At 33.6% G+C, this 21,153-nt stretch carries 16 protein-coding genes; 3 read left to right on the forward strand and 13 right to left on the reverse strand.

The features are described 5' to 3' along the window. Positions 1–237: 237 nt before the first annotated feature. Entirely contained in the window at positions 238–735 is a 498-nt protein-coding gene (locus ACQY44_RS00005; RefSeq protein ID WP_428228377.1) for a hypothetical protein, read from the forward strand. Positions 736–1,001: 266 nt separating this feature from the next. On the opposite strand, the gene ACQY44_RS00010 is transcribed toward ACQY44_RS00005, so the two are convergent. The 7 genes from ACQY44_RS00010 to ACQY44_RS00040 form a co-directional block, all read right to left on the reverse strand. Further along, the gene (locus ACQY44_RS00010; RefSeq protein ID WP_428228378.1) at positions 1,002–1,430 is read right to left on the reverse strand and encodes a protease complex subunit PrcB family protein; all 429 of its coding nucleotides are present in this window, start codon (positions 1,428–1,430) and stop codon (positions 1,002–1,004) included. Between the two features lie 20 nt (positions 1,431–1,450). Further along, positions 1,451–2,596 carry an N-acetyl-alpha-D-glucosaminyl L-malate synthase BshA gene (bshA, locus tag ACQY44_RS00015; RefSeq protein ID WP_428228379.1) on the reverse strand — a complete coding sequence of 382 codons (1,146 nt, stop codon included), beginning with the start codon at positions 2,594–2,596 and terminating at the stop codon, positions 1,451–1,453. Between the two features lie 1,160 nt (positions 2,597–3,756). Then, complete coding sequence (locus tag ACQY44_RS00020) at positions 3,757–4,239, reverse strand: ABC transporter ATPase (RefSeq protein ID WP_428228380.1); 483 nt, start codon at positions 4,237–4,239, stop codon at positions 3,757–3,759. A 94-nt stretch (positions 4,240–4,333) separates the two neighbouring features. Then, entirely contained in the window at positions 4,334–5,125 is a 792-nt protein-coding gene (locus tag ACQY44_RS00025; RefSeq protein WP_428228381.1) for a (Fe-S)-binding protein, read from the reverse strand. 271 nt (positions 5,126–5,396) lie between these two features. Beyond that, on the reverse strand, positions 5,397–6,734 hold the full coding sequence (locus ACQY44_RS00030; protein ID WP_428228382.1) for a 4Fe-4S dicluster domain-containing protein: 1,338 nt from the start codon (positions 6,732–6,734) through the stop codon (positions 5,397–5,399). Between the two features lie 6 nt (positions 6,735–6,740). After that, a complete protein-coding gene (locus tag ACQY44_RS00035; protein WP_428228383.1) occupies positions 6,741–7,706 on the reverse strand; it encodes an MlaD family protein in 966 nt (321 codons plus the stop codon). 50 nt (positions 7,707–7,756) lie between these two features. Next, positions 7,757–8,884: an N-acetylmuramoyl-L-alanine amidase family protein gene (locus ACQY44_RS00040; RefSeq protein ID WP_428228384.1), complete on the reverse strand. Its 1,128-nt coding sequence runs from the start codon at positions 8,882–8,884 to the stop codon at positions 7,757–7,759. A gap of 82 nt (positions 8,885–8,966) precedes the next feature. Between ACQY44_RS00040 and ACQY44_RS00045 the strand changes: the two genes are divergently transcribed. Both ACQY44_RS00045 and ACQY44_RS00050 read left to right on the forward strand, forming a co-directional pair. Next, the gene (locus ACQY44_RS00045; protein ID WP_428228385.1) at positions 8,967–11,690 is read left to right on the forward strand and encodes a putative LPS assembly protein LptD; all 2,724 of its coding nucleotides are present in this window, start codon (positions 8,967–8,969) and stop codon (positions 11,688–11,690) included. 124 nt (positions 11,691–11,814) lie between these two features. Continuing rightward, positions 11,815–12,195 (forward strand): RidA family protein, encoded by a 381-nt coding sequence (locus ACQY44_RS00050; protein WP_428228386.1) that lies wholly within the window; start codon positions 11,815–11,817, stop codon positions 12,193–12,195. Here ACQY44_RS00050 and ACQY44_RS00055 read toward each other — a convergent pair. From ACQY44_RS00055 to ACQY44_RS00080, 6 genes are all read right to left on the reverse strand, one after another. After that, entirely contained in the window at positions 12,176–12,550 is a 375-nt protein-coding gene (locus ACQY44_RS00055) for a methylglyoxal synthase (protein WP_428228783.1), read from the reverse strand. The two genes, ACQY44_RS00050 and ACQY44_RS00055, sit on opposite strands and share 20 nt — an antisense overlap. 214 nt (positions 12,551–12,764) lie before the next feature. Next, positions 12,765–13,139, reverse strand: coding sequence for a methylglyoxal synthase (locus ACQY44_RS00060; protein WP_428228387.1), 375 nt, complete (start codon positions 13,137–13,139; stop codon positions 12,765–12,767). A 12-nt stretch (positions 13,140–13,151) separates the two neighbouring features. Further along, the gene (locus tag ACQY44_RS00065; RefSeq protein WP_428228388.1) at positions 13,152–14,003 is read right to left on the reverse strand and encodes an N-acetylglucosamine kinase; all 852 of its coding nucleotides are present in this window, start codon (positions 14,001–14,003) and stop codon (positions 13,152–13,154) included. 130 nt (positions 14,004–14,133) lie between these two features. Then, positions 14,134–15,138 carry a type I glyceraldehyde-3-phosphate dehydrogenase gene (gene gap, locus ACQY44_RS00070; RefSeq protein ID WP_173972168.1) on the reverse strand — a complete coding sequence of 335 codons (1,005 nt, stop codon included), beginning with the start codon at positions 15,136–15,138 and terminating at the stop codon, positions 14,134–14,136. 87 nt (positions 15,139–15,225) lie between these two features. After that, positions 15,226–16,212, reverse strand: coding sequence for a 6-phosphofructokinase (gene pfkA, locus ACQY44_RS00075; protein ID WP_428228389.1), 987 nt, complete (start codon positions 16,210–16,212; stop codon positions 15,226–15,228). A 313-nt stretch (positions 16,213–16,525) separates the two neighbouring features. Beyond that, entirely contained in the window at positions 16,526–21,013 is a 4,488-nt protein-coding gene (locus ACQY44_RS00080; protein WP_428228390.1) for a translocation/assembly module TamB domain-containing protein, read from the reverse strand. Between the last annotated feature and the right edge of the window lie 140 nt (positions 21,014–21,153).

Raw genomic sequence — 21,153 nt, forward strand, 5'->3', positions numbered from 1 at the left:
CACCGAGGAAGAAAATCTTTTTGAAATGGAAGACATATTAAGCTCACAATTAATCTCTTCCATTATCCTTAAAAAATAATAGTGTAACATTGCTAAGCCCGCATTGTCATTGAAAATTTAATTTAAATAAAAATTGGCCCGATTTTGAAATGTGAATTATATAACAATTTTCAAAAATAATATACGTTTGAAAATTATACGTAACAGTACATTTGAAAAAAATTAATAACCATTTTTATGAAAAGAATCATTTTATCTGCCATTATGCTATTAGGATTAGCTTTTACGGCTCAATCACAAGAAATTTCAAAACACGCTTTAGGAATACGTTTAGGGGACAATAACGGTTTTGGAGGTGAAGTTTCATATCAATTAGGATTAAACCAAAAAAACAGACTGGAATTTGATTTAGGCTGGAGAAACAGCAGTGATGTAGACGCTATTAAAGGTGTCGCACTTTATCAATGGGTTTGGAACATCGATAAAGGTTTTAACTGGTATGCTGGTGTTGGTGGTGGTATAGCTGCTTGGGATCACGATTACTACAACAACAATTTTAAATATAACGACAGCGGAACATATGTATTTGCTGCTGGAGACATCGGTATAGAATATAGATTTAGCGGAGCACCTATTACGCTTTCATTAGATGCAAGACCTGAAATTGGTTCCGGATATTATGACGATGACAATTTTGGATTCGATGTAGGTTTAGGAGTTAAATTTAGATTCTAAATAAAAGTAAAAAATAATTGTAAAAGAAATCCTGTCGTTGAAAAGCGACAGGATTTTTTATTATTACATTACGAATCATTTTTAACCGCAAAGCACGCAAGGTTTTTTATACATCCCGGTATAAGAAACGCAAAGTTCGCAAAGCTTTGTAATGCCTAACTTTGCGAACTTTGCGTTTTCCGTACCTGTTTTATATAAAAAAAACCTGCGTGCTTTGCAGTTAAATTCAACATTCAGCCTGATTCAACTCCGCGCAACTAAAAAGCTTATTTAATAATAATTTCCTTTTTCGAATGTACTTTTACCACCGTATAAGGATATGTAATTACCTGCATTACCATAACATCCGGGGCAGGATTATTCTCTCTTACTGTAATAATAATATTCTTATCCGTCTCTTCTACTTTTTCAACTCCTATAGAATAGCCACCTGTATTCTTTTCTCCCATATTCAGAATAACGTAATTCGAATTGCTGATATCATCGTGCTTCATTTTATCTTTCAAAAGCGGATCATTTTCTAACATTTTGATTTCATTAGGTTCTGTCAAAATTTCAAAAAATTTAATATTTCCACCTCCGTCAGATTGTTCCGTTAAAACTTCATACAAAACTTTAGAACCAGCATCTGATGTTTTTTTTGCTCCACAGGAAACGAGTGCAAAAACTACTAAAACCGAAATTACTTTTTTCATTTGAGCTATTTTTTTTAAGCTTAGTGCTTCTCATGTTTATAATCGTCAATAGCCCTTTGATACAAAGCTTCATACTTAGGCAATATATTCCTGATATCGAATTTTTTAGCCACTTCTAAGGCATTCTCTTTAAATTGATTCAGAACAGCATCGTCCTTCAGGATTTTAATGGCATTTGCAGCCATTTCATCAACATTACCAACGTTACTTAAATACCCCGAGAAACCATCAAAATTAACCTCTGGCAAACCTCCTGAATTACTTGAAATCACTGGAACTCCGCAAGCCATTGCTTCTAAAGCTGCCAATCCAAAACTTTCAGTTTCTGACGGAAGCAGGAACAAATCAGTCATGCATAAAATCTTATCGATCTCGTTACTGTTTCCAAAGAAAATTACCTTCTCATAAATACCCAATTCCATACATAAGGCTTCTGCTTTTTCTTTTTCAGGACCATCACCCACCATCATCAATTTAGCCGGTATTTGTTTCTGAATATTATAGAAAATCTTAATAATATCCGGAATACGCTTTACCTTTCTAAAGTTACTAATATGTGTTATGATTCGTTCGTTTTCTTTTGCCATAACATAACGATGACAAGGTGCTTGTGGATCCTTCTTAACTTTATCCAACTCAATAAAATTCGGAATTACACGTATTTTATTCTTGATTTTGAACAACTTCAACGTATCGTCTTTCAAACTCTGAGAAACCGAAGTCACATAATCTGATTTATTGATACTAAAAGTCACAGCAGGTTTATAAAATGGGTGATTTCCTACCAATGTAATATCAGTTCCGTGAAGCGTTGTAATCATCGGAAGATTAATTCCTTCATTCTTTAACATTTGTTTCGCCATATAACCCGCATAAGCATGGGGAATAGCATAATGCACATGAAGCACTTCTATTTTATATAATTTTACCATATCAACCAATTTGCTTGACAAAGCCAGTTCATAAGGCTGATAATGAAAAAGAGGATATTCAGGAACGTTTACTTCGTGATAATGAACATTAGGATTCAAAAGTGCCAACCTAACGGGCTGACTATAAGTAATAAAATGGATTTCGTGTCCGCGTCTGGCTAATTCAAGGCCTAGTTCTGTAGCAACTACACCACTACCACCAAATGTCGGATAACAAACTATAGCTATTTTCATGTATTAAATTTAATACTACGAAAGTACTCAAAAATAGCTTTTAATTGAAGATTTAGATCGTTAGATTTTTGTGAAGATTGGATTTATCAGATTATTAGATTGTTAGATCACACGACTATTCGATATGTCATTCTGAGTAGATTAAAAGTTTTTATATTCAAAAATTCCGCAATTCATATTTCACCACCAATAACTCCTGTTTTTTTTTAGTGAGCAGAAGATTCATTTTCAAAAGAACCACTTCTCCCGCTGTCCGTTATATCTTTTTCCGTCTAAAGAAGCCGGAAAAAGGATATCACTCCCATCGGGGCTAGATTAGAGGCCTTTGTTTTTATAAGAATTACTGAGCTAAACCCTACAGGTTTTAAAAACCTGTAGGGTTTGTGGTGATTTAACTTGTAAAAAAAATTAAAACTTTTGAAAAGGTTTGTGCTAACAAGCTTACAATGAAGATGTCATTATGAGAACGAAGCAACCACATTAAATTGTTCAATAAATCCTATGTAGTCCCCTACGGGACAAGCTTGTGGTGTATCTTATTTTTTCTACCAACATATAACTCCTAACGGAGTAAAGTTCTTGCATTTTATTTTTTTTAGAAAATGATATTAATTAAAGTATACCTCGTAGAGGTTAAATGTCGGTAGAAAAAATATAGCGCTCCGATAATAATTGTCTCGTAGAGACTAAACATAATGTAGTTTAGACTCATCTTTTTATCAGAAGCAGAAGATTCATTTTTAAAAGAACCACTTCTCCCGCTGTCCGCTATATCTTTTTCCGTCTAAAGAAGCCGGAAAAAGGATATCACTCCCATCGGGGCAAGATTAGAGGCTTTTGCTTTTACAAGAATTACTGAGCTAAACCCGACAGGTTTTAAAACCTGTTAGGTTTGTGGTGATCTTAATTGATTTGCATCATCTTGTCACTCAGAGGACCGAGGACACGAGTGATAGCGAACTGGCAAAGCAATCTTCGCAAGAAACTCCGCAATGAGAGTCAATCTATGCCGATCTTACAACGGAGATTCCTCGTTACTCGAAATGACAAACTTTGGCAAAAACCTGAAACTTGAAATCTGAAACCAGAAACAATTTAACCAACAAAAAAAGGCACAAAATCTAAATTTCATGCCTTTTCAAATATAATATAAATTTTTCTTAGAAAAATCTGCTATGCCAGCTATCGGCAGCAGGGACTTCCCAGGATTCCTTGTATTCCTCAATATTATTAACTAAATTATTAAAAACAATCGTATTCTCAGATACTGATTTATCTTTAACCATTTTCTTAAAATCAATTAATGGTTTATGCGCGATGTGTTCACCAAGTTTAAAAGTCACGTTCATTTTATCCAATAAATCAACATTGTACCTTTTCTCTAAACTCTGGATAAACTCTACCGAACTATCGATAGAACATCCCGTCGCTGCCTGTACATCCTGATTTACAGCCAAAATAATAAATCGGTTGTATTTTAATTCATACGAAGCTTCTAAACTTGTTCCGTGTGCCGCCCAACCTTCAACAAAAGCTTTCAGATCAGTTTCTATTTCAGAAAATTCTTCCTCAGAAAACTTTCTGTTCGATTGATAAATCCAGATTTTAGATTCACCAGGTAAATTTTCAAAAGGTATATACATTTTACTTTTTTGTTTTTTTGTTTTTTTTGTTTCAGGTTTCAGGTTTCAGGTTGCAACCTTTGCCCCTCTGATCCTTTGCCACTTTGAACCTTTATTAAAGATCTTGTGCATTTGCAATTAACTCTGCAATGTCCATTACTTTTACTTGTCCTTCTTTTTCCTGATGTTTAATACCGTCGGTTAACATCGTATTACAGAACGGACAACCCGCTGCAATGATATCCGGCTGAACTGCCAACGCATCTTCTGTACGTTCCACATTTACTTCTTTATTTCCCGGTTCAGCATCTTTAAACATTTGCGCTCCTCCCGCTCCACAACATAATCCATTTGCTTTTGAGCGTTTCATTTCGACTAATTCAACATCAAGTTTCTCAATTAAATCTCTTGGTGCTTCATAAATTTTATTCGCCCTGCCTAAATAACAAGGATCATGAAAAGTAATACGTTTACCTTTAAACTGACCACCTTCAACCGTTAGTCTTCCATCATCAATTAATGATTTCAAAAATTCAGTATGATGAACTACATCATACTGACCTCCTAATTCAGGATACTCATTTTTTAAAGTATTAAAACAATGCGGACAAGCTGTAACAATTTTTTTAGCTTCATAAGCATTCAAAACCTCGATATTCATCATGGCCTGCATTTGAAACAGAAACTCATTTCCGGCACGTTTTGCAGGATCTCCGGTACAACTTTCTTCCGTACCAAGAACCGCAAAAGAAACATTGGTACGATTTAAAATTCGTACAAATGCTTTTGTTATTTTTTTTGCTCTATCATCAAAACTTCCCGCACAACCTACCCAAAACAAAACTTCTGGTTGTTTTCCTTCGGCCAGCATTTCTGCCATTGTTGGTACTACTAAACTTTCTGACATCTCTTTTTATTGTTAAATCGATTAATTGTTAATTTGGTTAATCGCTCTCTTGAACAACCCTTTATCTTTAACAACCGAAATTTATTGTTTTATCTAATCAGATGAACGGTTAAACAAATAACCAGTTAAACCCTATTTATTGTTCAATCGGTTACTGTTAATTTGGTTTATAGGTATCGAAACACCTAAATATTACCACTAATTTAAAACCGAATTTTATTTTTTTTTATCAATTGATTAAACGGTTAAACAAATAACCAATTAAACGATATTAGTTTTCGTTTTTCCAATTCAACCTATCTTGTTGATTGTATTGCCAGGGCGCACCGTTGTTTTCGATATTGGTCATCATGGCATTCAATGACATAGGAGCAGCACTTTGTTCCATGACCAAATAACGACGCATATCCATAATAATAGACAACGGACTAATATTTACCGGACATTCTTCAACACAAGCGTTACATGATGTACAAGCCCATAATTCTTCCGGAGTAATATAATCGTTTAATAAGGTTTTATTATCCGGAACAAAAACACCTTTATTTGCATCAATATTTTTTCCAACTTCCTGCAGACGATCTCTTGTATCCATCATAATCTTACGAGGAGACAATTTTTTACCCGTTTGATTCGCCGGACATGAAGATGTACAACGCCCACATTCTGTACACGTATAAGCATTTAATAACTGAACCCAGTTTAAATCCTGAACATCACTCGCACCAAATTTAGCAGGAGCAGCATTTTCATCTACCGGAGCAGCCGCAAACGGATCTGCATTAGGATCCATCATTAACTTTACCTCTTTTGTAACTGATGCTAAATTATCAAATTGACCTTCTGGTTTCAGGTTTGCAAAATAGGTATTCGGAAAAGCCAAAAGAATGTGTAGATGTTTAGAGAAATATAAATAGTTCATAAAAACTAAAATACCCGCAATATGCAACCACCAGAAAACTTCAAATAATAATCCAACCAATTCGTTTGATAAACCGTTAAATATTGGTGCAATAAACTGACTTATTGGAAAACTTCCTGCTTTATGAAAATGAGAAAATCCTCCGGGAACATTTTGTAAGTGCAAATCAGCAGCATTCATTAACAAAAACAAAATCATTAAAACGGTTTCGAAATACAAAATATAATTTGCATCACTTCTAGGAAATCCATTTAAATCCGGATTTATAAAACGTTTTAATCTGATTATATTTCTTCTGATCCAGAATACAATAACTGCAACGAGAACCAAAAATGCCAATATTTCGAATGCGCCAATTAAAACATCATAGACCACTCCTAAATAAGGCGCAAAAACTCTATGTGTACCAACTAAACCATCGATGATGATTTCAAGTAATTCGATATTAATAATCACAAAACCTAGATAAACCACTATATGCAATACTCCGGCAACAGGCCGTTTCACCATTTTTGACTGCCCAAGAGCAATCAATGCCATATTTGCCCAACGTGCCTTTGGATTATCTTTTCGATCTACATCAACTCCTAATTTGATGTTTCTGATAATTTTTTTTACACTTGAAGCAAAAAAGCCAAAACCAGCTATTAATAGTATAGCAAATAAAATATTATCTAAATATCCCATTCCTTATTATTTTTTATCGGTTGAATTCGCATCTTCTGCAGGAGCTACATACGGTTTGTTTTTCTTTCCAAAAAGAGAAACATTTACGTAACGTGTTGGGTACAAACGAACATCTTGCAATAACAGCTCTAACTCTTTTGAGGTTTTAGCCAGATTATTATACAAAGCATCATCATTTAATAATTTACCTGCTGTTCCTTTTCCTGAGTTCAGGTTACTCATAATACCGTCTACTTTAGCTAAAGTCTGGTTCAGGTTTCGAACTGTTTTTCCTAAATCAGCTTTGCTTAAAGAATCCGATATTTTATTGAAGTTGCTTGACATTTTATTAAAGTTGGTCACCACTCCGTTAATCTGACCTTTATTAGTATCTAAAATAGAATTCAGAGTTCCGGAAGCTCTGTGAAATTGCTCCATAGTCTGACTCAATTCACCAAGTGATTTTTTTAGATCTTCCTGCCCTTTTTTATCCAAAACATTATTTAATCCGGAAACCAGGGTATTTATATTAAGAAGCATTAAATCCAATTTTTGCTGGATAGGTTCAATTTTACCTCCTAAAGATTCCGTTAATCCCAATTCAATAGTAGATTCAAGTGTTTGTCCGTCAACAGCCGGATCTTTATCTGCCAGATTAGGCAAAATCTTAATTTGTTTTCCTCCAATTAAGCTTGGAGAATATAAAGCAGCTCTACTTGTTTTGGAAATTGGAAAATCAGTTTTCAACTGAAGTTCAACCAATAATTTACCGGTTACTTCATTAATTGTAATTTTACTTACCTTACCTATTGCAAGGCCATTTATGGTAACAGGTGCTGAAGCTGACAAATCTTCTACATTATTATACTCAACATACAATGTTTTATAATTTGTAAAAAGGTCTTTGCCTTTTAAAAAGCTGTAGCCCCAGATAAATAATAAAATTGACGCGATGACTAAAATAGCCGTTTTAATTTCTCTAGTTAGTTTCAAAATTCTTAGTGTTTGTACAAAATTAATATAAATATTCGAACAAAAGGCTATTATTTAATAGCCTCTTGAATATTGATTTTTTCTCCGTCTTTAGTGGCAACTAAAAAAGCGGCCCCATAACCTTTATCTTTAGCTTCTTCCAAATATTTTTTCGCTGTTCCGTAATCCGAAGTTTCCTGATAGAAATATTTATAAATATTATTTTCATATAACATCGTTACATTTTTTAAGCCTTTAAAGTTTTTAGGCTCCAGCGGAGTTTTTTTAATACTGGCAATAAGCTGCACTTTAAAGAAAATTCCCTTTGGTGCATTCTTAGCAACTGCTGCGGTTTCAACAACCTTTGTTTTTACCGGAGTAGAAGTATCTCTTGCCGGTCTTGCATCCATAGATTCATTAGCTCCTGAACCAAAATATTCTTTCTTATAACTTATAATTGCTTCTGCAATAGCTTTGGCGACATCATTTTGTCCTTCTTCTGAATTTAAAACATTCCCCTCAGTAGGATTAGAAACAAATCCGGTTTCTACTAAAACCCTTGGCATGTAAGCTTTATGAAGTACCATAAATGGCGCTTGCTTTACTCCGCCTTGTCTTATTTTCTTTCCCAGTTTTTCAAAATTATCCTCAATTTTACTGGCCAATGAAATACTATTATCCAAATATTCTTCCTGCATCAAAGTCATTCCAATCATAGATTCCGGCGAATTAGGATCGTAACCCTCATATTTACGTTTATAATCTTTCTCTAAAGTAATTACCGAGTTCTCTTTTTTCGCAGCTTCAAGATTTGACGCTACTTTACTTAAACCCATTACATACGTTTCAGTTCCATCAGCAGCCGTATTTTTATTTGCGTTACAGTGAATTGACACAAAAATATTTGAATTGGCTCTGTTAGCAATATTGGCCCTTTCGACTAAATCAATAAAAACATCTGTTTTACGGGTATAAATAACATTAACATTTGGACTGCTTTCTAAAATCTTCCCAACTTTTAAAACAATAGCCAAAGCAATATTTTTTTCAATTCGTCCGCTATAAACAGCACCAAAGTCATGATCCCCATGCCCAGCATCAAGTGTTACCTTAAAAACATTTGACTGGCTGTAAGCAGAAAAAGAGAGTATCATTAGAAAAAAAGTAAATATTACTTTAATTTTGTTAAATATATTCATAAATCTAAAAGTTAATTTTAATAAAACGTAACTGCTATAATTTTTACAATTGATTATTTTTGACAAAAAATTATATGTAAGTTTGACATGTCAAAAAACAAGCCATAATTTTACAAAAATAGCATTTAAACCTTTGCATACAAACTTATTTAATATCGTTTTATTATCATTTTTCCTAACATTAGGATGTGGTAATTTATATTCGCAAGAGATAAAAAACAAAAAAAAGTCCTTACCGGCTGCAAAACAAACAGATAAACCCAAAATTATCACTACAGATAAAGCGCCAGCTACCGTAGTTGATACCATAAAGTTGGATACTGTCAAAGCCAAAAAGAATTTCTTAGATGCTGTTACCAAGTATAAAGCTAAGGATTATGCGAAATATGACAAGAAAAACAGGACGCTAACTTTATACAACGAAGCTGAATTATACTATAAAGATGTCGAGCTAAAGTCAGGAATCATTGTTTTAAACCTGGAAAAAGACGAAGTTTATGCCGGACGCATCAAAGATTCTGCAGGAGTTTTAATACAATATCCAAATTTTAAACAAGGAGCCAGCGAAGTTCAGCCGGATTCTATCCGATTTAATTTTAAAACAAAAAAAGCTTTAATTTATAACTCAAGAACCGAACAAGGTGAATTTAAAATCAAAGCTGCTGTTACCAAAAAAGAAAATGATTCAGTTTATTTCTTAAAAGGTGCCCGTTTTACAACTTCAAAAGATATTGATGATCCCGAATATTATTTCCAGACGAACAAAGTAAAATTTATTCCGGGCAAAAAAGTAATTACCGGCTTAACCAATATGGTTATTGCCGATGTACCGACCCCTATTGCTTTACCCTTTGCTTATTTCCCAATGAGCCAGGAAAAAAGTATTTCAGGTATCATCATCCCTAGTTATAATGACTCGAACACCAGAGGATTTTCGTTGCAAAATATGGGATACTATTTTGCTTTAAGCGAAAATTACGACTTAACCGTTTTGGGAGATTACTATACCAATGGTAGTTATGCGATGCGGTTTGAATCAGCCTATGCAACAAGATATAAGTACAGAGGAAATCTTAACGTTCGTTTTGAGAACTTGATTAACAGTGAGCGTGGTTATCCTGACTATAGCAAACAAAGCATTTATAACATCCAGTGGTCACACGCAAAAGACACAAAATCGAATCCTAATTCAAGTTTTTCTGCTTCTGTAAATATGGGAAGTAGTAAATACTTTAAGCGATCTATCAATCAGGCCAACATAGGATCAAACTTAAACAATACTTTAAGTTCATCGATCTCTTATAACAAAACTTTCAATACCATACCACAGGCGCGTATCTCGCTAACGGCAACACATCAACAGAATACACAAACAGAAGAAATCCTGATGACTTTGCCGGCATTGCAAGCGAGTGTCGATCGTGTATATCCTTTTGTTGGAAAAGACGGCGTTAAAAAAGGTTTTATCAAAAACATCAACTTACAGTATAACTTAAGTGGGAAAAACAACTTCAAAACAACAGATTCATTGTTTTTCAAACCACAAATGTTCAGAGATGCTCAGATAGGAATGCAACACAGTATTCCGATTAGTACAAATTTTAAAATATTTAAATATTTTAGTGCAGGAGCATCAACAAATTATCAGGAAACATGGGTTACAAAAACAATTGACAAAAATTACAACCCTGAACAAGGTAAAGTAGTAGACAATACCATAAATGGGTTTGATGCTTACAGAACCTATAACTTCAGTACCAACCTAGGAACGACAATTTACGGTACCTTTAATTTTGGAAGCGACAAGAGAATTCAATCGATTCGTCACGTTATGCGCCCAACCGTTACCTACGCTTATACACCAAGTTTTGACCAGTATTACAACAACTATACTGTTGATGCTTCCGGAAGAATTTCTACCTATTCAAGGTTTGATGGCGGTATTTTTGGAGCTCCGGGTAAAAGCAATTCTAACATTGTATCTTTTGCTTTAAGCAATACTTTTGAAGCCAAAGTGAGAGACAGGGACAGCACAAAAACGGAACCTAAAAAGATCATGCTGCTAAACAATTTAAACTTCAGTACAAGTTATAATTTCAATGCTGACGGAAAAGAAACTTTAGCATGGCAACCTGTACTTGTGAGTGGTGGAACGCAACTTTTTGACAATAAAATGAACGTCAATTTTGGTGCTACGCTAGATCCGTATGCTATTGACAATGGCGGGGCCAGAATTAACACTTACAATATTGACAATGGTGGAAGTTTGTTTAGAATGACAAGCGCGAACGTCACTTTAAATTATTCCTTCTCCAATAAGGGAACCGGAAAAGAACAAGAGAACAAACAAAGCGAGCGGAATGGTGGACGTAAAGATGATTTATTCGGAACCAATACGGATTTAAACGACAGCAGAAACAGCCAGTTTGCGAATGAAAAAGACGACGATAAAGATGTTATAACCGAATTCTTTAATTCTAAAATCCCGTGGGATATGACAATGGCTTACTCGTTAACCTATTCGAATGTAAACAGGGAAAACAAGATTACAGGAAATTCGATTATGATATCAGCCAATATGGACATTACTCCTAAATGGAAAGGTGGAATTTCAACCGGTTATGATTTAGTACAAAAGGGGGTTACTTTTACTCAATTTCGCTTTGAAAGAGATTTATTAAGCTGGAGAATGGCTTTTAACTGGAGCCCATTGGGAGTTAACTCAAACTGGAATTTCTTTATCGGAATCAAATCAGGAATGCTTAGTGACATTAAATGGAATAAGCGAAGTACTTTAAATCGATAATATCCCTTTTTAAACCTACTATACTTTTAGTAATTATGAAATTAAGTTCCAATATTTAAGCTTAATTTCATACACTCTAATTAAATCACAATTCTTCAATTTAGCATTTAAAAAAACGATCATCATGAAAAAAATCATCTTTACAGACAAAGCACCAGCGCCAATAGGCCCTTACAATCAAGCTGTATTATCAGGAAATACACTTTATGCTTCCGGACAGATTGCCATAAACCCAACTTCAGGAGAAATCATTACAGAAAACATCAATGATGAAACAACGCAGGTAATGGAAAATATTGCCGCTATTTTAGAAGCTGCAAATATGACTTTTGAAAACGTAGTAAAGGCTACTATTTTCATCATGGATATGAATAATTTTGCCGCAATAAACAGCATTTACGGTTCTTATTTTGACGAAAAAACTGCTCCTGCACGTGAAACAGTGCAAGTAGCCTGTTTACCAAAAAATGTAAATGTCGAGATTTCTATAATTGCAGTGCAATAGCATCCAATAATAATTGTGCCGTTGCTTCATTTGTTGCCAGCGGCACATTATGTACATCACAAACCCGAAGTAACATATTGATATCTACTTCATGAGCATGGTTTGCCAAGGGATCTTTAAAAAAGAAAACTATTTTAATTTTGCCCTCCGCTACCCTCGAAGCTATCTGCGCATCTCCACCCATTGAGCAAGGAAGTAATTTAGTTATTTTAAAGCCTGAATTCTCAGCATTCCTCCCCAATATACCTGTAGCTATAAGCTTCACTCTTTCTTTCTGCAAAATGATTCTGTTTCTAATTAAAAACTGAAGCATATCTGCTTTTTTATTATCATGAGCGATAATTGCAATATCAATAACCTTTTTCATGAATTTATAATAAAATTATTACCAAATTTACATAAAAAAAGACAATTATAATATTAAATTCATCAACGAGACATTTACAATTAAAAACACAAAAAAAAATAAGTCAGGCAATGCTAAAAACTAAATATAATATAGTAAGCTCAAAAAAAAACCGTCACATTAGATGTAACGGTTTTCCATATCTCAAAAAAATAGGATTTTTCTACAATTGCAAAGCGATAGCGTTTAACAACAACTGTGCAGAAGCTTCATTTGTTGCCAATGGAACATTATGCACATCACAAACACGAATCAACATATTGATATCAACCTCATGAGCATGACTCGCAAGTGGATCTTTAAAGAAAAAAACCATTTGCGTTTTTCCTTCAGCCACCCTTGCCGCAATTTGAGCATCACCTCCCATGGGTCCGGAAAGCATTTTTCTGACTTTAAAACCAGCGTTTATTGCTTTACTACCTGTTGTTCCTGTTGCAATTAGTTTAATGTTTTCCTGAAGAAGAAGTGTTTTGTTTTTATTTAAAAACTGAACCATATCTGCTTTTTTTCCATCGTGCGCTATAATAGCAATTTCCATATTTTATCTTATTTATTGATTCGCCACATGATAAGCTATTAATCCATCAATAGGTCTTCTTAAAACATTCCCTAATTGAAGTTCATATTTATCAAATGTTTCCTGTAATTCGTCTTTTAGATAAAAAGCAATAGAACCTACAAAATGAACCGGTACTTCTTTGCAGTTATCAAACTGTTTGATATAGTTTTTCACGAAAGATTTCATCCCTTTGAAGATGATTTTTCTACAAAATTCAGTGTCTTTATGTTTGATTAAAAACTTTGCAAAAGTTGCCAGATACGCATTTGGGTTTGGCTCTTTGTATAATTTATTCTTGATAAAATCAGGATCTACATCATATTCTTTTTCAAATTCAACAGCCAGTTCTTTAGGCATTTTATTGAAATAATACTTTCTGATCAATTCCTTTCCAAAAACATTTCCGCTACAGTCATCCATAACGATGTATCCTAGCGATTGTACTTTTTGATGCAATACTTTTCCATCAAAATAACTACAATTAGAACCTGTTCCTAAAATACTTACGATAGCTTCTTCTCCTTTTGGAGTAGTAGCATAAACTGCCGCATAAGTATCTTCGTGAACTTCAACAATAGCATTAACGAAATATTCCTGGAATATTTGAGAAAGTGCTGTTTTCATTCTTTCAGTTCCACAACCTGCTCCGTAAAAGAACAAATGTGTGGCATTTTTTTTATTTTGTAAAATATCAAAACGATCATTTAATCTTTCGATAATTTCAGGAGCGTCAAGAATTTCAGGATTTAACCCTAAAGTTTGTGTGGTGAATAATACTTTTCCATTATCATCAATTGCAATCCAATCGGCTTTAGTAGATCCACTATCAACTATTAATTTCATTTTATTTAGTTTTTGGATTAGTTTTTCTTTAACTAAATAAAAAGTGTATTTTTTACATTAATTAAAGGCATAACAAAATAAGAAAATCCCGTTACTTTGAAATAACGGGATTTTGTAAAAATATATACTATTATTTTAAACCTGCGATATGTACAGATAAATCAATCAATTTGCTTGAATATCCATATTCATTATCGTACCAAGATACTAATTTGAAAAAAGTTGAATTTAAACCAATACCTGCTGTAGCATCAACGATTGAAGTTCTTTTATCAGAAATAAAATCCTGAGATACAACTGCATCTTCAGTATATCCTAAGATACCTTTTAATTCATTTTCAGAAGCTTTCTTTAAAACAGCCATAATTTCTTCATAAGAAGTTTCTTTAGCTACTTTTACAGTTAAATCTACCACAGAAACGTCAGCAGTAGGAACACGGAAAGACATTCCTGTTAATTTTCCATTCAAAGCAGGAATTACTTTTCCAACCGCTTTAGCAGCTCCTGTAGAAGATGGGATGATGTTGATGCTTGCAGCACGTCCACCTCTCCAGTCTTTTCTAGAAGGACCATCAGCTGTCATTTGAGTTGAAGTTGTAGCGTGAACAGTTGTCATTAAACCTTCTACAATTTCGAAATTATCGTGAATTACTTTAGCCAAAGGAGCTAAACAGTTAGTAGTACAAGAAGCGTTAGAAACAACAAGATCAGTTGCTTTTGCAGTTTCATGGTTTACACCCATTACAAACATTGGAGCATCTGCAGACGGAGCAGAAATAATTACTTTCTTAGCACCACCTTTGATGTGCTCATTTGCAGTTTCGATAGTGGTGAAGATACCAGTACATTCTGCTACTACATCAACATCAACTTCGTTCCATTTTAAGTCAGCTGGATTTCTTTCAGCAGTAATACGGATATTTCTTCCGTTTACGTAAAGTTTTCCTTCTTTAACTTCTACAGTTCCGTTGAAACGTCCGTGAACTGAATCATATTTTAACAAATAAGCTAAGTGATCAACATCTAATAAATCGTTGATTGCTACTACTTCTACATTATCTCTATTGAAAGTTTCTCTAAAAACGATTCTTCCGATACGTCCGAATCCGTTTATTCCTAATTTTACTTTTGACATTTTACTTAATTTTTGCTTTTGTTTTTATTACACTAATTTAAAGTCTAATTTCCTCACAATAAACTTCTTTTCTTTTAAACTTTTATTTTATGTCGACATGATATCAGACACTCTCAACAATTCTCTATCAATTTCAGATTTACCTTTAATTGCTTGTTCAAGAGGCGTCAGAGCAACTTTATCAGCTTGCAGTCCCACCATGTAATTGGATTTACCTTCAATCAGAGATTCTACTGCTTTTACCCCTAAACGGCTTGCTAAAACACGGTCAAAACAAGATGGAGAACCACCACGCTGCATGTGTCCTAAAACAGAAACCCTCACATCATACTCAGGCAAATTAGCTTCAACATAATCTTTTAATTCGAATACATTTTTACCAATTCTGTCTCCTTCAGCAATAACTACTATACTTGATGATTTTCCTGAAGCTTTACTTTTTTGAAGAGAATCCAGTAGTCTGTCTAAACCTAAATCTTCTTCAGGAATAAGAATTTCTTCTGCACCTGCGCCAATTCCGGCATTAAGGGCAATATGGCCAGCATCTCTACCCATAACCTCTACAAAAAACAGACGATTATGTGAACTTGCCGTATCTCTGATTTTATCAATACAATCTACAACAGTATTCAAAGCCGTATCGTACCCTAAAGTATGACTTGTACCAAAAATATCATTATCAATTGTACCCGGAATTCCCATTACAGGAAAACCATATTCTGAATTGAAAATTAATCCTCCGGTAAAACTTCCGTCACCACCTATTACAACCAGCGCATCGACACCAGCTTTCAAAAGGTTGTCATGTGCTTTTTTTCTACCTTCAGGGGTTCTAAACTCAACTGAACGAGCTGATTTCAAGATCGTTCCACCTTTGTTTACAATATTATTTACACTTCGGGGACCCATTTCTTTGAAATCTCCTTCGATCATTCCTTGATACCCTCTATAAATTCCTATGCATTCTATATTATGATAAGCGCATGTTCGAACAACTGATCGTATTGCGGCATTCATTCCAGGTGAATCTCCTCCTGATGTCAGAACACCAACTTTTTTTATTGTTTTTGGCATTATTTAAGTATTAAAGTGTAAAATTAACAAACATTCAGCACTTTTCAGGTGATGTTTATCATTAATTAATAAAATGTGTTAAATTCAAACGTTTTCGTTAATAAGTTTTTCTATAGTAAAAATTTCATTTAAAATAATAAAACCTGCATATTTTAATTAAATCCTTAAAATTAACAATACATAAATGAAGTGTTATAAAATTTCAAAAGCTTTTTAGCTTTTTGTAAGAAAATAAATCAACCCCTAATTTAGCATAAAAAAACCATTCGCCGCGGCGAATGGTTGCTTTTAAGAATATATTTAACAAATGGGACTAAAAGTCATTATCAGGAATCAAACCTTCGCTATTGCTTTTTGGCTGTGGCTTTTTCTCTTCCTCTTTTTTATCTGGTTTCTTTTTGTCTTTTTCAGCATCTTTTTTATTAGAAAACTTAACAAAATCCGGATTCAGGTAAGAGTCTTGTAAATCATCTGAAGAACTTTTTATCGCTCTTTCTAATTTATGATTTTTGAACAATTTATTGACCAGCTCACTAAAGGTATCAAAATCGACTTCGTAGGAGATACCAACTCCTTGCGTATAACCAATTCCTTGTCCTATATAATTAATATCATTCTCTTTATTAAACAAACGAAGATTCATTGACCCATCCTCATTTACCCTGTATAGTATTTCAATATCACCAACAATAGCAGATTCATTAACACCACCAATCGGAACTCCCAATTTACCATTTATGGTGATCCTTTCGTTGACCTGCGATGTGATATTGGCCACAAACTGACCATCTGCCTCCTGGCCTATTCGTTTATCAGCAGATATAAAATTCAAGTCAATATTTATTTTATCATTGTCAGATTTGATAATCCCGCCCAGTAAACTAGCAGCTGTTTCAGCAAAAGTTCCGGACAAATCACTTTGATTAAACCCATCAGGACTCATAAAGGAACCTGTTGACAATAAATACAAAGCCTGAGTCTGACGAACATCTTTATCGTCTAACTTATATTGTATCTCAGATTTAAGAACATTACTGACAGACGGAAACTGAATATCAAAATTAGGTTCAGGACTCGTTAAATCTCCTCTTAAACCAATTACTACTTCTACCGGTACTTTTTTGTTAAAAGAAGAGTTTTCTAATAATACAGCAGGATTGGCAGATGTTTTATAAACTGCTTCTAAATTTAACTGCGCCTTCAGCGGGTTTCCTTCCCAGATAATAGATCCCCCTTTTTTGACTGCGAATTTTTTATCTATTAATCCACCGTACTTAAAATTATACGTTCCTTCGTAGGCCTGGAAATCTCCCCACATATTAAATTTACCAAGCGTATTGATCTTAAACAATAGGGAACCATATCCTTTTCCTTTCATACCATGCCCGGAATTTCTATCGAGAATTACCTCGACTTCAGCATCCGGAGTAATATCAAAATCAAATTCTAATTCAAGGCCATTGTAATTCCTCGTCTTTTCGACAATACCATTGGCTAAGTTGTATTTTTCTTTTGGCGTTACAAAATGTATCCAGCTACTTTCTCCAACACTTTGCGCATTATTGATAGGGATTTTGACTTCGGTACCCTTCTCAGATTTAGCATCTACCTTTATAAATAAACTTTGCGTAGGACCTTTAATACTTGCTGCACCATTAATAAAAGCAGTACCAAAATATGCCGCATCCTCACTATCTTTTGTATCAAGTGCCAGTAATCGTTTAGAGGTAATCGTCAAATCTAACTTCCAGTCTCCAAAATTATGATGCTCGATACTTCCGTTCAATAATCCTTTAGTACCATACTTCGTATCTGTTAGCTGATTGTTCCGGAATAAAAACTTCTCATCTGTTAAGTCAATAACAGTCCGGTCACTTAATTCATAATCGGTATTCAGATAAGGAATTGTCATCCCTGCTTTCTCAACGTAAAGCCTTCCGTTTATTTCCGGTTTTTTAAGATTACCCACCACTGCAGCATTTCCGGAAACGGATCCTCTGATATTCGATAAAACATCGCCGCCAACTGTTCCTAAAGTAGCCAGATTAAAGCCTTCTAGTTTTAAATTTAAATCTAAAAAGGTTTCTTTATTTTCGATTGCAAATGTTCCATTGGCTCTAAACGATTCTGAAAAACCATTTTGAATCGACGAGTTTATTGTAAACTTTTTAAAGCTTTCATCCCCAGAAATATCAAACTTTAATGTTCCTAAATCGGTTTTATTTAAGTTAAGATGATCTATGACAATGGCCGCAGTTGGCTGATACACATTCTTATTCTGTTTGTAATTTATATTACCGTTTAGATTACCATTAAATATAAATTTGGAATTTAAGGGTGTTATTTTATTGATATCCACATCTTTAAAGTTCAGGACAAGATCTTTATAATCATTTCCTTTGATCACACCATTTAGATCAATTTTTTGATTTTCGTGAGATAAAATAATATTATCAATCGTGAAGTTTCTAAAATACTGATCAAAAACGATCTGGTTGTCTTTTTCTGCATCTTCATTTAAATACCATAAATAGTCTTTAAATTTCATTTCAGATTTTTTGATCCCAACGATATTATTTTTGTTTTTATCAATTGTGTGATACAGATCGAGGTTATAATAATCCTCGCCTTTTTCTCCTCCTTTGAACTCAGAACGAACGAACAAAGTATCTTTTGATGTTACGTTGATTAAATTAAAATCGCGGATTTTATAATAAGGTGTCTTAATACTATCTAATTCGATATACGCATTGTAAAGTGCATTTTTATTATCAATATTAATTCGGATATTATCGAATGTGTTTTTTGCCGCTGTAATTTTTTGAGACTTAAACCTAAATTTAAATTCCTGCAGATCAGAATCTATTTTTCCGCGCACAACGGTACTGGAATCAATATTAATTTGCGGATACAACATCTCAACCACTTTGTCATAAACATGGAAATTGAAACGTAAAAACTGCCCTTTCTTAACTTTATACGGTTTGTAGTTAGTATACAAACTCCCAACAGAATTCATGACCAGTTTATCTAATTGTCCAAACTGAAATTTACCTACTATCTCACCGTTTATAACATCATTGGAGCTGATGGTTATCGTACGTAATTTATCAGCATCGAAGTTCGAGCTCACCGTTATTTCATCGAAAACATAAGTTGACTTTGGATTTTGAAAAACGGCATCTTTTATAGAAACAGTACCCTGAAGGTTTTCGATTGAATTTCCGGTGACTTCAACTACTGCATCTCCTCTAAAGTGTGCAATAGAATCATTTAGAAATTTCAGTTTTCGCAAATCTGCATTTTCTACATTGATATGGAAGTCGTATCTGCTTTCGCGTTTACTTAAATCAACTAAACCGTCAAAAGTCAAACTCAAATTGGGATCATTTACAGCCACTTGCCCTTTGTAATAAGGCAATTTGAAATTACCGTTTACAACAATATTATTATAGGTATACTTATTATAATCTAATTTAGAGATATCGCCTTTTATAATGGTATTAAGATATTTCTCTGTAAAACCAACTCCATCGACGTCTAAATTTAAAGTTGTTTTGCCAAGATCTTTTCGTTTTAACAGCGCACCAATATTAAAATTATCCAGAATTATATTTCCTGAATACGATGCCTTATCAATAAAATCGATATTATTCATGTGCAAATCCGCCTGACCGTTACCGATATCGGTAATCATTTTAAAATCGGTTTCTAAAGCTGTTGTCGAGACTTTTGCTTTTCCCACAATATTAAATTTCCCTATCCTTTGAAGTTCTTTGGGAAGCTTTTTTCCTAAAATACCTGGTAACAAAACAACCAGATTATCATAACTTGAAATAAGCTTGTCGAACTTACCCTCCATGGCAAACTTTTGCTCTTTGCTGCCTAAAAGATTTTTAAAATTAATGGTTCCGTTAATCTTTGAACCATTTGTATCACTTAATTTAAGATGTTTTAAATTCAGATTATTCAACGTCCCCTTGATCTTGGTATTTATTTTAAAATGCTGGTTTTTACCCAATCCGTCATAAAAATAACGAATATCGTTGGAAGCAATCGAAGCTGAATCTACTGCAACATCAAATTTTACTTTGTCTGTAAAATGCAAAAAATCTTCTACTTTATAATTTAAAATAGCTTGTCCGTAAATCCACGTTCTTTTAGTTTTTATAGCCAGATTTTCAACTTTAATCTGTTTTTTGGTATAACTGAATTTTCCTGCAAAGTTGGACACATATAAGCCACGGTGATCTAAAAAAGAAAAACGGTGAATCGTTGTGTTTACATCTGGTCCGTATAACTTAAAGTCACTGATGTAAGCGTTTAATTTCTTGAAGTCAAGAAATACAGGTGTATTTTTATTCTCATCGATAACAGAAAAAGCACCTTTTGAGATATAGGCATTTCTAGCTGTCAGTAAAAAATGTTTACTTGATTTGGCTCTTTCCGGACTTGTTTCAAACAATTTAATAAACTTATTAATATTGTTTTCGTTCTCGTTTTTATACGTTTTCAGATTAAAAATTAATCCTGTTAAACGAAGATCTCCAAAAATCAAATCACCATCTAACGTTCTTTTAATACTTAGAATGTCAGTTGTAATAATATCCGAATAGATTAAGGTTTTGTTGTGATGGTCTAAAATTAAAACCTTCTTGAGTTTTACACCGCCAAAAATATTTATGGCAACTTTATCGACGCTAATCTTAGTTTTAAAATCTTTATTTAAAGATTCTGTGATATACTTTGCGATTTTTGTCTGAACGACAGGTAATGCCAAGGTGATAGCAAGTACTAACAAAAGTAAAATTAGCCCTATTAGGGTTCTGGATATTATTTTCTTTACTTTTTTGATAGCTGCTTTTATTTTAGTTTTCTTTTAAATTTATTTTGAACAAACAAAGAACGGCTGTTTTTCATAAAAATTCTTTAATTTTGGCT

The organism is Flavobacterium sp. (assembly GCF_965277525.1).
GTDB lineage: Bacteria > Bacteroidota > Bacteroidia > Flavobacteriales > Flavobacteriaceae > Flavobacterium.

Excerpts from the sequence above, each read along its gene's own strand:
- ACQY44_RS00005 (WP_428228377.1), top strand. The coding sequence starts at position 238 with ATGAAAAGAATCATTTTATCTGCCATTATGCTATTAGGATTAGCTTTT.
- ACQY44_RS00060 (WP_428228387.1), bottom strand. The coding sequence starts at position 13,139 with ATGGAAATTGCTATTATAGCGCACGATGGAAAAAAAGCAGATATGGTT.
- bshA (WP_428228379.1), bottom strand. The coding sequence starts at position 2,596 with ATGAAAATAGCTATAGTTTGTTATCCGACATTTGGTGGTAGTGGTGTA.
- ACQY44_RS00050 (WP_428228386.1), top strand. The coding sequence starts at position 11,815 with ATGAAAAAAATCATCTTTACAGACAAAGCACCAGCGCCAATAGGCCCT.
- ACQY44_RS00065 (WP_428228388.1), bottom strand. The coding sequence starts at position 14,003 with ATGAAATTAATAGTTGATAGTGGATCTACTAAAGCCGATTGGATTGCA.
- gap (WP_173972168.1), bottom strand. The coding sequence starts at position 15,138 with ATGTCAAAAGTAAAATTAGGAATAAACGGATTCGGACGTATCGGAAGA.
- pfkA (WP_428228389.1), bottom strand. The coding sequence starts at position 16,212 with ATGCCAAAAACAATAAAAAAAGTTGGTGTTCTGACATCAGGAGGAGAT.
- ACQY44_RS00040 (WP_428228384.1), bottom strand. The coding sequence starts at position 8,884 with ATGAATATATTTAACAAAATTAAAGTAATATTTACTTTTTTTCTAATG.
- ACQY44_RS00025 (WP_428228381.1), bottom strand. The coding sequence starts at position 5,125 with ATGTCAGAAAGTTTAGTAGTACCAACAATGGCAGAAATGCTGGCCGAA.
- ACQY44_RS00020 (WP_428228380.1), bottom strand. The coding sequence starts at position 4,239 with ATGTATATACCTTTTGAAAATTTACCTGGTGAATCTAAAATCTGGATT.
- ACQY44_RS00030 (WP_428228382.1), bottom strand. The coding sequence starts at position 6,734 with ATGGGATATTTAGATAATATTTTATTTGCTATACTATTAATAGCTGGT.
- ACQY44_RS00010 (WP_428228378.1), bottom strand. The coding sequence starts at position 1,430 with ATGAAAAAAGTAATTTCGGTTTTAGTAGTTTTTGCACTCGTTTCCTGT.